The 14095-nt window shown below is 29.0% G+C and carries 10 protein-coding genes; 1 reads left to right on the top strand and 9 read right to left on the bottom strand.

Translation table 11 applies throughout. The features are described from left to right. Positions 1–71 precede the first annotated feature (71 nt). The 8 genes from galU to CLOBL_RS09260 all read right to left on the bottom strand — a co-directional run bounded on the left by galU (position 72) and on the right by CLOBL_RS09260 (position 10683). Positions 72–944 carry a UTP--glucose-1-phosphate uridylyltransferase GalU gene (gene galU, locus CLOBL_RS09295; protein WP_009172697.1) on the bottom strand — a complete coding sequence of 291 codons (873 nt, stop codon included), beginning with the start codon at positions 942–944 and terminating at the stop codon, positions 72–74. Between the two features lie 235 nt (positions 945–1179). Beyond that, on the bottom strand, positions 1180–2283 hold the full coding sequence (locus tag CLOBL_RS09290; RefSeq protein WP_077858762.1) for a Gfo/Idh/MocA family oxidoreductase: 1104 nt from the start codon (positions 2281–2283) through the stop codon (positions 1180–1182). A gap of 182 nt (positions 2284–2465) precedes the next feature. Then, a complete protein-coding gene (locus tag CLOBL_RS09285) occupies positions 2466–3071 on the bottom strand; it encodes a sugar transferase (RefSeq protein ID WP_009172699.1) in 606 nt (201 codons plus the stop codon). Between the two features lie 109 nt (positions 3072–3180). Beyond that, on the bottom strand, positions 3181–4398 hold the full coding sequence (locus tag CLOBL_RS09280; RefSeq protein ID WP_077858761.1) for a glycosyltransferase family 4 protein: 1218 nt from the start codon (positions 4396–4398) through the stop codon (positions 3181–3183). Positions 4399–5054: 656 nt separating this feature from the next. Then, complete coding sequence (locus CLOBL_RS09275; protein WP_077858760.1) at positions 5055–6791, bottom strand: cell wall-binding protein; 1737 nt, start codon at positions 6789–6791, stop codon at positions 5055–5057. Between the two features lie 393 nt (positions 6792–7184). Continuing rightward, positions 7185–8147, bottom strand: a complete 963-nt coding sequence (locus CLOBL_RS09270) for a hypothetical protein (protein WP_077858759.1) — start codon at positions 8145–8147, stop codon at positions 7185–7187. A gap of 379 nt (positions 8148–8526) precedes the next feature. Continuing rightward, positions 8527–9933, bottom strand: a complete 1407-nt coding sequence (locus tag CLOBL_RS09265; protein ID WP_077858758.1) for a HAMP domain-containing sensor histidine kinase — start codon at positions 9931–9933, stop codon at positions 8527–8529. Positions 9934–9960: 27 nt separating this feature from the next. Beyond that, a complete protein-coding gene (locus tag CLOBL_RS09260; RefSeq protein ID WP_077858757.1) occupies positions 9961–10683 on the bottom strand; it encodes a response regulator transcription factor in 723 nt (240 codons plus the stop codon). 379 nt (positions 10684–11062) lie between these two features. On the opposite strand from CLOBL_RS09260, the gene wecB reads away from it, so the two are divergent. Further along, entirely contained in the window at positions 11063–12121 is a 1059-nt protein-coding gene (gene wecB, locus CLOBL_RS09255) for a UDP-N-acetylglucosamine 2-epimerase (non-hydrolyzing) (RefSeq protein WP_077858756.1), read from the top strand. A 475-nt stretch (positions 12122–12596) separates the two neighbouring features. Here the strand turns inward: wecB and CLOBL_RS09250 are convergent, their stop codons facing one another. Then, positions 12597–14093 carry an O-antigen ligase family protein gene (locus tag CLOBL_RS09250; protein ID WP_077858755.1) on the bottom strand — a complete coding sequence of 499 codons (1497 nt, stop codon included), beginning with the start codon at positions 14091–14093 and terminating at the stop codon, positions 12597–12599. Positions 14094–14095: the final 2 nt, after the last annotated feature.

The raw sequence follows: 14095 nt of genomic DNA, 5'->3' as shown, positions 1-14095 counted from the left end.
GCCTCCATAATCTATAGATATCCAATTTTCAACCTAGCCTTATGTGATAGCTTACCGAAATCAATATTATTCTATATTTGTTCCCAAGGCTTAGTATTTAAATAATTTATAAAATCTTCTCTTAATTCATCCTTCTTTAAAGCAAATTCTATAGTTGCCTGTAAGAAACCTAATTTATCTCCAACATCATACCTTTTTCCTTCAAAATTATATGCATACATAGCTTCTTTAGTAATTAATGTTTTTAAAGCATCGGTTAATTGAATTTCTCCGCCTTTTCCAGGTTTAGTATTTTCTAATATATTAAATATTTCTGGTGTAATGATATATCTTCCAAGTATTGCAACATTACTTGGTGCTTCTTCAACAGATGGTTTTTCAACTAAATCCTTCACTTTATAAACTCTATCTTCTATATGAATTCCATCTACGATACCATACTTAGGTACATTTTCTTTGGCTACTGTCTGAACTCCTAAAATGGTAGTCTTATATTCACTATAACAATCTATTAATTGTTTTAAGCATGGAGTTTCACTGTCAACTACATCATCTCCTAGTAAAACTGCAAATGGTTCATTTCCAACAAAAGTTTTTGCACAATGGATTGCGTGACCTAATCCTCTAGGTTCCTTTTGTCTTATATAGTGTATATCAACCATGTCAGAAATATCTCTTACAAGTTCAAGTAATTCAGCTTTTCCTGACTTCTCTAGCTCTAATTCCAATTCAATTGATTTGTCAAAATGATCTTCTATTGATTTCTTATTTCTACCTGTAATAATAAGAATTTCCTCAATTCCAGAAGCAACTGCTTCCTCAACAATATATTGAATTGTTGGCTTATCAACTACTGGAAGCATTTCTTTAGGTTGTGCTTTAGTTGCTGGTAAAAATCTTGTTCCAAGCCCTGCTGCTGGTATAATAGCCTTTTTTACTTTCATGACCTATCATCCTCTCACTTTTAAAATTTCTATTTTTTAACTTCAAAATATATAAATAAATGAATTAGAAATTTGATTTATCGCTTATAACTTTTGGATTATCTACATATAATTAGAAGTTATGAGTCATTAATTATAAGTTATAAATTAAATTTATATTTTGGATATCTATACATAACAAATATATATTTTACTTAATATGCTTTTATTATCCTTAATTTATAATATAAACATTTTATTTTCTTCCCTTAAATGCATCTTTCATATCCAATGTTTTAAAATCTTTTAACGGAAACTGCACTGGCATTCCTGTCTTTCTCGATTTATATGCCGCAAGTATTATTGACATTGCCTTTTTACCTTCTTCTCCAGATACCAATGGAGCTCTATTAGTATTTATCGAATCAATTACATCTTTAAATAAAGGTGTGTGTCCTTCACCATATACGTTATCTATTTTAACATTTACCGATTTCTTAATAGCATCTTCATCTTCGCCGTCAAATCTCCAAGTTTCAAGTTCATTAACTGCAAGACCTCCAATGGATACTGCTCCAGTTTCTCCAAAAATACTTAGAGTTTCTTCAAGATTTTTTGGATATACACATGCTGACCCTTCAACAATTCCAATAGCTCCATTTTTGAATCTTATCACTATAGCTCCAAAATCTTCTGCTTCAATATCTCTTAAATATGTATCGCATTCAGCATATACTCTTTCAATTTCTCCACCCATCATCCATTGAAGTAAATCAATATTATGTATACATTGGTTCATTAGAGTACCGCCATCTAAAGCCCATGTTCCTCTCCAAGGTGCTTGTTCATAATAGCCCATATTTCTATTCCAAAGTATCCTTGCTGTACCGTTAATCAATCTTCCAAATTTATTATCTTCTACTGCTTCTCTTAATTTTTGTATTGGCTTATTAAATCTATTTTGATGGCAAACTCCAAGCTTAACATCGTTTTCTTTCGCTACCTTAATCATTTCATTAGCATCTTCAATAGACATCGCCATTGGTTTTTCAACTAATGCATTTGCTCCCTTTTTCATTGAATAAATAGCAATTTCTGCATGATATCCACTTTCTGTAGCAATTGTAACTACATCTATTTCTTCCTTTTCTAACATTTCCTTGTAATCTGTATATGTATGAACAGACCCTTCTGCTGCTCCAGTCTTTTCAATATATTCTTTTTTCTTTGCTTCAGCATTTTCTAAAATAACATCACAAGTTGCAACTAATTCTGCTTCTTCATTATTTTTTGCTAGAGCTTCAACATGCTTATAAGAAATTCTTCCACAACCAATAATTGCAAATTTTAATTTTTTCATAATATGTTTACCTTCTCCCATTATATTATTAAACAATTGACAATGTATACTTAATGCCCTTTACAGGTAGTCTTCGGCCAATTGTAGTTGAAAGCAATAGGCTTTCTCTTAATTTATTTTTTGAAAAGCCTTTAGCTTTTCTCACTTCACTGACAATTATTCATAATCAATTGTCAACTGAATTAAATGCATTTTATTATTGTCTTTAGTATGATATAAATATCAATAAAAATATTATTTCTGTTAATATACTCCAAATTTAGTGCAAGTTTATCCGGCATTATTGTATTTATATAAAATTCATCCGGATTTTCTGCTTCTCCGAGTAAATCATTTTCATCCCTATACCTAATCGATGCTAAATCAGTTATCCCTGGTTTAACTTCTAATACTTTTTTTTGCTTCTCATCATACAGTTTAACATATCTTGGTACCTCTGGTCTTGGTCCTACCAGACTCATATCCCCTTTAAATACGTTTATTAACTGTGGTAATTCATCTAACTTGTATTTTCTTAAAAATGCTCCTATTTTAGTAATTCTACTATCATTTCCTACTGTAATCTGTCTTCCTAACTTTTCAGCATTTACAACCATAGTTCTAAACTTAAGGATCTCAAACTCTCTATTCTTTTCACCAACTCTTATCTGCCTAAAAAATACTGGTCCATCAGAATCTGTTTTTATCCTAATTGCAATTATAATCAAAATCGGGCTTAATATAATTAACCCCAAAGTAGAGCATACAAAATCAAAGATTCTTTTAACTACTTTATTAAATTTATTCATGTATCTACTCCTAAAAAATTATTTAAAATCATATTATCATACATTAATTATTTTACAACAATTTAATATACTTAACCTCATAATTTGCATTTCTTCATAAATTTTTAAGTTATTTCAATGCATCTAAGAACTTTTCTGCAAGTCCATGATAAGTATGATTTTCTAGCACATAATCTTTTCCATTTTGACCTAATTTATTTTTCTCTTCTTCACTTAAGCTCTTTATTTTCATAACAGCATCTACTATAGCTTGTGGATTTTCAGCTGGTACTGTGATGCCACAACTTGAGTCTTTTACAGGATCATTTGAAGCCTCCACTGCATATATTACCGGTCTTGCTGCCATCATATAGTCAAATAATTTATTAGGACTTACTCCATAGTTAAATAGGTTTTGCTTTTTTAACCCTATATAACATATATCTAATAATTGTAGTACATTATCCATATTGTCTTTTAGCACTGGATCTAAAAATTCTATATTAGTTACATTATTTGTCTTTGCATATTGAATCAATTGATCTTTTACATTTCCATTTCCAACTAGCACATACTTTATTTTTTCATCTGTTGTCTTTTTAGCTGCATCAATAAGTGTATCTAATACATTTGCTGGAGAGTGATTACCTGTATATCCCACTAAAAAATAGCCTTCTTCTTTTAATTCTTTTAATCTCTCAATAGTCTTTTCCATAGGCGCATTTTTCTTTTCTCCCACAATAATTCCATTAGGAACATGAACATAATTACTTATATTAAATCCTCTATCTTTAATATGCCTATCTGCATTCGGTAAAATTGAAATTATTTTATCGCTGTTTTTAAAAGCAAAGTCCTCTGCCCTTTGAAGCAATACTATGGCTGGATTATTCTTAGAGTATCCCCCTATTTCCATAGGTGTCAATGGCCATAAATCATGTATTTCAAAGAAAACCTTTCCCTTAGCTCTTTTAGCAATCCTATGCGCAGGATATATATCTAAAGGGTAAGTAGAAGATGCTATGACTGCATCTGGCTTATATTTATCTGAAACTTTTTTATAATTCATTCTTAATTTATACATAAACGCTGCTATATTTTTTATTCTTCCAACGCCATTTCCATGATATTCAGGTGTCTTAACCCATACATATGTAATTCCATCAATTATTTCCTCTTGAAAATCTTCTTGTATCTTAGGGTTTTTCTTTCTTAAATGAGAAAAATCAGCGGCAAGTATAGTCACCTTATGTCCCATATTAGCCCATTCTCTCCCCATATAATAAGGTCTAAATTCCATTCCATGATAATCAGACCCCGCATAATGATTTATAAGTAAGATATTCATCTTAATTTGCTCCTTTTTTTACAATATAATGCTAATTAACCCTATAGATTATAACATAAGTGAGCCTCAAAATCTACGATTTTGCTAGGCGAACTTACTCAGCGAGCGCATGCGAGTCGAGCTTCCTTATAAAAAAGAACCTTAAATCTACACTAAATATTATATTAATGCCCCTCTACCTCGTTATACATCTACGATTTTGCCTCTCGAACTTACTCAGCGAACGCATGTGAGTCGAGTTTCCTTAAGCAGAGAACCAAAATCTATGATTTTGTGTGAATCGCTTACTCAGCGAGTGCAACGAGTCGAGTTTCCTTTAAAAAAAGAACCCTAAATCCACCCTAACGTTATATTAACACCTTCTACTTCGTTATCCATCTATGATTTTGCTTCTCGAACTTACTCAGCGAACGTATGTGGTGGGTAGAGTTTCCTTACCTTATAATATGCCGAGACGCTCTCGTAAAAGGAGTAAACATAACGACGGATTATCTCATATTCAACATACTAATGCTCTACATAGTAAATGTATGTAGAGCATATGTAATACTTGGTAAATTATGTTGTAATATGCATTATGCAAAACTATAATCTAATGAACAATAATAAATATTCTAAAACAAAAATTAATTAATATTTGGTTATTTTATGATAATCTATTTCTTATTATTGTCTTTAGAATCTTGTTTATTCTTAGTTACATTTGAAGCATTAGAATCCATATCTACATTATTATTTTTTGTGCTATTACTACTTTCATCGCTGCTAGTATTGTTCCCTTTGCTTTCAACATAATTATTATCTAAGTCTGAATCTGGATTAATACATAATCCATCATGGCCCAATTTATACTCTTTATCATGTTTTCCAATCACAATAGCATCCTTCTGCATAACTCCATCCTTGTAAAAATAATACCAGCCCTTCTGTGTTTTTAGCCATCCTATGGCTTTTTCATCATTGTTTTCATAATAGTACCAATCACCATTTCCTTTTCTCCATGATGAATCAGATTCTCTATAATCCTTATCTTCTGGAGGTTTAGTATTAGATACGCTATCTTTAGATATATTATCTCTTTCTGTGTTATCCTGAATTGGTGACTTAACCTGCTGCTCAACTTCATCATTATTTTGAGTTTTTGCATTTTCCTTATTCTTATTATCAACATCATAATTATTAAGCTCATTGATATTTCTATAAGTATTTTTTAAGTTTAACTGATCACTATCATTTTTTGTTTTATTTGTATTCTCTTGAAAATACTGTGCTAAATCATAAACTATATACTTATTTTTAATCTTTTTATTTTCCTTATCATGACTTTCTTCTTTAACTAATACATTCTCTGAATCAATCATATGAATACTTATTGTACTATCATCACCATAGATCTTAGGTATTTCAATAAGCATATCAAATCCATTTTTTTCAAGTTTAGCCAAATAAATTTTGTTAACACTTTTTTCATCATCTTTTTTAATTAGTATATATTCCTTGTAAAAGTCATCATAACCATACAGACTTATATTATCTAATGGTTCTATAACTTTATTAGCTATATCATATTGATTAATATTATCACTATCTTTATATTTATCATTATAATCTAAACCTATATATGCCTGTCCATTAGAACAATATATATAACTATTTTTATATTTTCCATTCTGGTTGATTTCACCTTTATCAACATCTTTTATATCATCATATTTTTCCAAATTAAATTTATCTTCATTTATGTGTATTTGTTTTACTACATTATTTTGGCATAATGAATAAAAGTTTTTTGATATGTCATCATAAAATACACCCTTAATAACATCTTCACTATCACTATTGCACTCAAACTCATATTTATCATTGCTACTGATATTATATAATATGTATTTTTTATTCTGTTCATTATCTTCAGTACATAAATAATAGTCACTATTTCCTGAAACCGGATACCACATTGCAGTCAATATATTATCTCCATCAGAAAGTAATTTAAATTCCTTTCCTGACTGCCAGTTAAAATATCCATCCTTTCCAAAAATCTTATCCCCATAAATCTTTAATTCACCATTTAAATAATTATCTGGCAGCTTTACTCCAGATTCTTTGCTGCTTCCATCTTTATTTAAAATAAATATATTATTATCATATAATTTTTTATTAACAGAATCATATTTTATTAAGTATATACTTCCCTCATTATATCCTAATGAAACTTCTTCATAATCATCATCAGTTTCATTTTCAGTCTCCATAATACTCTTTATATTATTAATACTTACATCAGCATTTAATATCTCAATTTCTTGATTTCCCTTTTTTATATATACTTGATAAAACATACATGATAATACGATAACTAATAAACTTATAAAACCAATTAGCTTTTTCATCTCATCCTCCTAGCATATAACTGTGCCTAAATAAAAAATATAAATATCCCAAAAAATTTAGGCTTATGTGGTAATCTACCGAAATACTTAAATATTCATGTTTTAAATTAATCCAATAAAGTTAATTATAAACTAAAGTTGTTACATAATTGTTAAATAATTTCATATGGCTTAAAGCTGCTTAGAAATAAAAAAACTATCCATATAAAACTCATTCTTAAGAAATCTTAAGCTCAATATTATATGGATAGTTTTTTATATATTTTAAAGATTTTTATGTGATTATCAATTTTGCTAATCACATAAACGATATTAACAAATTCATATTAAATATTTTAATAAATTCAGCATCAATTTAAAATAGAATATAAACACTTAACTATAGGATATATATTAATTATTAATCCATGCACCATCTGAATCGAGAACATATTTGTTATCGCCTTCTATTATAGCTGTATTCTTTTGCATTACACCATCCTTGTCACAATAATGCCATTTATCATTATACATAACCCATCCAATCTGTTTCTCTCCTTTATCATCCACTATATATGTTTTTCCATCAATAACTTTCTGACTATAAGTTACTTCTTCTTGGTATTCGTATTTTGGCTCAGTTCTATTAATTAATGCTCCATCTGCATTTAATACATTCTCATTACCTTTGTAGTCTTTTATTGTTGTGTTCTTTTGCATTATTCCCTTATCATTAAAATAATACCATACTCCATTAATTTGCTCCCAGTCATGAGCTAAATCTTCTTCATTTCTATCTCCATCATTATAAGTCCAGTCATCTCCTACTTGTTTCCACTCTTTGTGGCTCTTTTTATATGCTTCTGAACTATCATAAGTAACTTCTACTCCATCAATGATATCATATCCGTGCTCACCAACAAGTACTCCTTTATCATTTAACTTAACCTCTTGTCCAAGCTGATTTTTAACGGTTGTGTTCTTTTGCAATTCTCCCTTTTCATTGTAATAATACATTTTACCTTGATCTTCAACCCAGCCTGTTTTTTGTTTTGATGCATTTACATAATAGATCTTTCCATTTTCAGCCTTACAATCTACTCCATATTCCCAGTTAACTTCGCCTACTCCATTTTCATCAATCTTAACCTCAGTCTTATGATTAGGCCCTACAATAGTTGTATTTTTTAATATTTGACCATTCTCATCATAATAATGCCATACTGAACCATTCTTACCACCCTCTAAGACCCACTCTTTTGTAAACTTTACGTCCTTCTTCCCATCTTCTGCCTTTGCAGATACATTCCCAACTGCTAAAACACTTCCACAGACTAAAGCTGCTGCAACTAATTGATTTAATATTTTCTTCTTCATTTCTATTCCTCCTAAATATAAATAATTTGATAAATATTTCATTTGCATCCTTGGTACATTTCCTATAATAAACCAGTTTTAAAGAGTTTCAATGGTTTTTACATTTTTGTAATGTTCTTGTAGGATCTTGCTAATACTTATTACTTATTTAACACTTTTGTAACATTCTTGTAATACAATTTTTTATATTGCACTCAATGCTTCTTCATAGGAGCGTACCTTTTTTCATATATTAGTTTAGTTATTTTCAGTAAGTTGTTATTTGCAGAAAAGTTCCGTATTGTGGCAAAGCCACTCTTTTTATATGTGCATAGCTGCTTTATTTATATGTGTATATTTTAGAAATCTCCAAAGGGATTTCATCCTTAACTCTTAATTTTTAACTCTTAACTAACTTAAGGTTTGATAAATAAAAAGAGATTTCATCTTCTTTTATTTCATATTTTAAATCTAGCATATTCTTTTGAGCCAATTCATTGCATAAATATAATCCTAATCCTGAACTTGAAATGCTATCTTCCATTTTTCCATCAAACTCATTGTATTTAATAAAAGGCTCTAATAAATTTCCAGAAATATTATTAGGTATTGAAGAGGTTTTATTTTTTATTTCAAACATAAAACAATCTGTATTTTTATCATACTTCTTAAGAGAAATATATATTTCTCTGCATTTTGAATATTTTAATGCATTATCTATTAAATTTAAAATTATATGTTCAACATCTTCCTTTACGGCTAATATAGTAATCTCCTCTATATTAATAATAAACTCTTTGTTTAATCGTCTGCACCTGTCTATTAATCTATCACATATTTCTGTAATTAATATGTTAAGCTTCACCTCTTGCTTTATATCCTTCTTTCTCACGCCACATCTTGAAATCTCTAAAAGCTTTTGTATAAGTTCTTTTAATTTACCGCATTCCATCATAATTCTGTTAACAGCTCTCTTTTTAAATTCCTCATCTATGGTATTTAAATCTTCTTCTAATATTTGAATATACCCGTATATTGAAGTAACTGGTGTCTTCAGCTCATGGGTTGCATTATTAAAAAAGTTTTTTGATATATTCTCTAACTTTTTCTTTTCTTCAATCATTTCATTGAAGGATTTAGTGACTTGTCCAATTTCATCTTTTGATTTCACTAAAATTTTATTAACCTCTTTTCCCTCTCCATATTTTTTTATCTCTATACTAAGCCTTTTTAAAGGACTTACTATTTGATTAATAAAAAAATTCAAGGCACCAATTATGACTATTAAAAGAACAATTTGTGCTGCTATTATGCTAGTCATTGTACTTTTAATGTTATTATAATAATCATTATAACTTTTTTGTATAACTAAACTGCAATCGTATTTTCCATTAAGATAAACAGGATATATGTATGTACAAATCAATCCCTCTTTAAGATTAAATATTATTACTGAACTTTTCCATTTTGAACTTTCCAATATATTGTTAATGCTGTTTTCAAATAATATATCTCCTTTATAATCTATCAATTTATTATTTGAATCATATAATCCTGCATAACAATCATAATTAGTATTAATTTCATAAACCGTTTTATTTTTCACTTTAAAATCATCTTCAATAACCATAGCACTATACTTTAAAGTGCTTATACTAAATTTTTTAATACTTTCCATATCACCTTTAATATTATTCTTTATATTTGTGTAAAAAGTATTATATATAAAAATGCTTAACCCAAAATTAAATATAATAAGGGCTAAAATAATTCCCATCATTATCTTTCTTTTTAATGTTTTCAGCATATTTCTCACTTCCCAACCAACTGTTCGTCATCTTATTACATATCCTACACCAAAAACTGTTTCTACTACTGAATTCTCCTTATCATCTCCAAGATCTGCCCTAAGCCTTCTAATATGAACATCAACAGTTCTAGTATCTCCATAATAATCATATCCCCAAACTTCGTTTAAAAGCTGTTGCCTTGTAAACACAATTCCCTTATTCTTATACAAATAACTTAATAAATCGAATTCTTTTCTCTTTAGCATGATTTCTTTTCCATATTTTATAACTGTTCTCGTATCAAAATTAATATTAATTTGATCTTTTTTAGGCTTATCAAAAGGTTCATCATTTTTATTATTCTCTAAAACAGTACTAGATATATTTTCATTATTGAAAATATTTTTACCTGCCCTTCTAAAAATAGCATTGATCCTTGCTATGACTTCTCTTATTTCAAAAGGTTTTGTTATGTAATCATCAGCACCTATTTCCATACCTAATATTTTATCAATCACATCATCCCTTGCAGTAAGCATAACCACATAACTTTTTTGATTCATGATTTTACATAATTCAAAACCACTTATATCTGGGAGCATTATATCTAGTAAAACTAACTGAGGTTCAAATTCCTCAAAAAGTTTTAAAGCACCTTCTCCGTCATACGCTCCCTTCACTTCAAAATTTTCTTTTGAAAGAGCAAATTTTAAAGTATCATTAATTGAAAATTCATCTTCTACCACTAATATTTTTCTCTTAACCATAATTTCCCCCATGTACCGATTTTTTATTGCTAAGTATACAACCTTATGATAATTTCACAAAATAACTCATTTTAACTAAATTATACCATATTGAATTTTGATAAGAATAAGATTATAGTATACTTTAAATCTAGAGATTTTTAACCATCTGTTCGTTTAGTCCCCTGTAAGAAAAATTTACTCCAATAATTATAAATAAAACTTGTTACATAATTGTTAAATTATATTAATAATTTTCTTGTGAATAAAATCAACCACAATTTAAAAAACTATAGACCTGTATGCAAGCCTATTTTCAATAAAATTCTCTATTTACTGTATCGCTAATAAAATCTGTGTTAAAATGGACTTATATTTCAATTTAAGGAGGAATAAGTACATGAAAGTACTAACTGTTATTGGTGCTAGACCACAGTTTATAAAAGCCGCAACAGTATCAAATAAAATTAGAAGAAATGGCAATAGTGAAATTTTAGTACACACTGGGCAACATTATGATAATAACATGTCTGATATATTCTTTGAGGAGCTTGGAATCCCAAAGCCTAATTATAACTTAAGTATTGGTTCATCAAATCATGGTCATCAAACCGGCAGTATGTTAATAGCTCTTGAAGAAATATACTTAAAGGAAAAGCCTGATATGGTTTTAGTTTATGGAGATACAAATTCAACTCTTGCTGGAAGCCTTTGTGCCAGCAAATTATTAATCCCAGTGGCTCATGTAGAGGCTGGACTTAGAAGCTTTAATAAAGCCATGCCAGAAGAACAAAATAGAATCTTAACTGATCATATATCTGACTTACTTTTCACACCAACTTTAACTGCAGTGAATAACTTAAAAAATGAAAATATCACAAATGGCGTTCATAATGTCGGTGATGTAATGTACGATGCTGTAAATCTTTTTAAGGAAAGAGCTAAGGAAGTATCTACTATACTCGAAAAATTAGATTTAGCTCCTGAAAGTTACATACTATCTACAATACATCGTGCAGAAAATACAAACAGCATAGAAAGATTAACTTCAATAATCAGTGCTTTAAGCAATTCTGGAAAAAGAATAATACTTCCTCTCCATCCAAGAACAAAAAAGTTCATTGAAGAGTATAATCTTCATATTGGAGATAATATTAAGATTATAGAACCTGTCGGATACTTAGATATGCTTTCCTTACAAGGAAATTCTCAAAAAATAGTTACAGATAGCGGCGGAGTTCAAAAAGAAGCTTATTTCTTAAAGAAGCCATGCATAACTATGAGAGATGAAACTGAATGGGTAGAAACAGTGAATAATGGCTGGAACGTTATAGTTGGTAGTGATTCTAATAAGATCATGGATGCATTAGAATCCTTTAATCCAACTGGTACTCCTGCTTCTGTCTTTGGAAATGGAGATACATCTTCAATAATTACAGATATAATAGAAAGATATTAGGCACAATCAAATAAATAACAAGTCAATTTGCCAGCCTATTTTCCATCATCCTACGGCGGCAAATTGGCCTAATAGATCCGCTATGATGGCAATTTGCCTTCTCGCCTGATGAAAAATATCCATGTCAACTTTAGACTTGTTATTTATTTCCATGTGCCTTAATTAAAATCTTATACTACAACTGATATTTTTATAAGTTTATATAATTATAAAAATAGTGATAAGTAGCACCCTAGATAGGTTGCAATTCATAATTCAAAAAAAGTTCTGATGACCAAATTTTATATTTGATCATCAGAACTTTTTTAGCGAGCTTCATCCTCAACTTATCACTTGTAAGTATAGGTAACATAAACTAATATTTGCAAGTAACAAATCAAGTTTTTAACATATATATAATAATCATCTATTTTAATTAAGCTTTGGTGTATACCTATACCAGAAATCACATAACTCTAATTTCAAAGTTGTTTTTCTATATAAGTCTATATTCCCTAATTGTGTTTGATGATCTATATCCGTTATTTTCATTTTTATATACTTGTATACATGATACTGAAAATCCAATTAATATCCAATATGAAAATACATATGTTATTGAACTTGGACCAAAACTAGCTGGTGCAAAGGCTATTAAACCTGCAACTGCTGCAAAACACATGATGCTTCTTTTCTTTATTCCAATAATTAAATTACTTATAAGCAAGTATAAATAATACACTCCATACAATACTATACCTGGTAATCCAAAGTCACCTAAAATTTCTATTGGATACGCATGAGGACTATATACAGATCCTGTATTTCCTCTATCTTTTAATAACTGTTCAACATTGCCTGCGCTGTATCCCTGATACTTTTTGTCTTTTACAATTCCATTTAATACAGTTTTTATAATTTCCATCCTGTGCAATGTAGAACCTTCTTCTGATACTTCTCCTTCTGTAAAGTCTTCCAACGAATGTAATTTTCCTGTTAGACTCGTCCCTCCAGGCTCTATCGACGATGGTTTTATATGCATAAGTAACAAACTATAATTGAAAGCTAAAACAAAACCACCTATTAATATTAATGGAAAAATTACTTGCCTCACTCCTAAACTCTTAATATTAATTATTGTATAGATTATAAATACTGCAAATCCAAATAAAAATGCGAAAAACCCAGTTCGTGATGTAGTTATAACAACTAATGAAAAGGCTGCACAGCATATTATTGTAAACCAAATCTTAGCCAATATATTTTCAAATTTATAAATAGCAAACATGCAAAGTGGTGATAGGATTGCTAAAGTAGCTGTTAAATTATTTGTATTAAATGAAAAAGCCATCGGCCTAGCTGCTATAGTGTTAATCTGCCATTCTGGAAGACTGTCTCTAAAACCATCTATATAATGTTTAATTGGCAACTGCTGTCCTAAAAGTACTTCTGTAAAACCAACAATTATTATTAACGAAATTAAGAACAATAATAAATTTATAGTCTTATTAATTCTTTCCTTGCTTATATTATAAATCATCATATCAACGATAAATGCAAACATCATTAAGTATATGGCTATGTACTTAATAGATAAGCTTCTATTTAATGCCCATAGTATACTAACACAAGCATAAATAAACCATATCACATATATAGCTAGAATCTTCTTGTCTATATTGATAAAAACCTCTCTATCCTTAAATGCCTTATATAACGATACGAGCGTAAATATGCCTAAAACTATATGAAACATATATACATTTTCTCTTCCTGGAACATATAGTGAATAATCATAAAATGCAGATACTAAAAGTACTCCATATAACACATTATATAAATCTGTATCTCTAACCACAAGAATTACTGCTATAAGCACAGTTAATATATACATTCCAGCTATAAGATAATTTCCACTTGCTATCCCTAAAAAACCACTAATAGCAAATATAATCAATAATAATATGCTTCTCATTACATTTTCTCTAGTCATAA

The sequence above is a fragment of the Clostridium sp. BL-8 genome (genome assembly GCF_002006495.1).
Lineage (GTDB): Bacteria > Bacillota > Clostridia > Clostridiales > Clostridiaceae > Clostridium.
The sequence above is the reverse complement of the archived record's forward strand: the minus strand, read 5'-3'. Positions and strand labels throughout refer to the sequence as shown.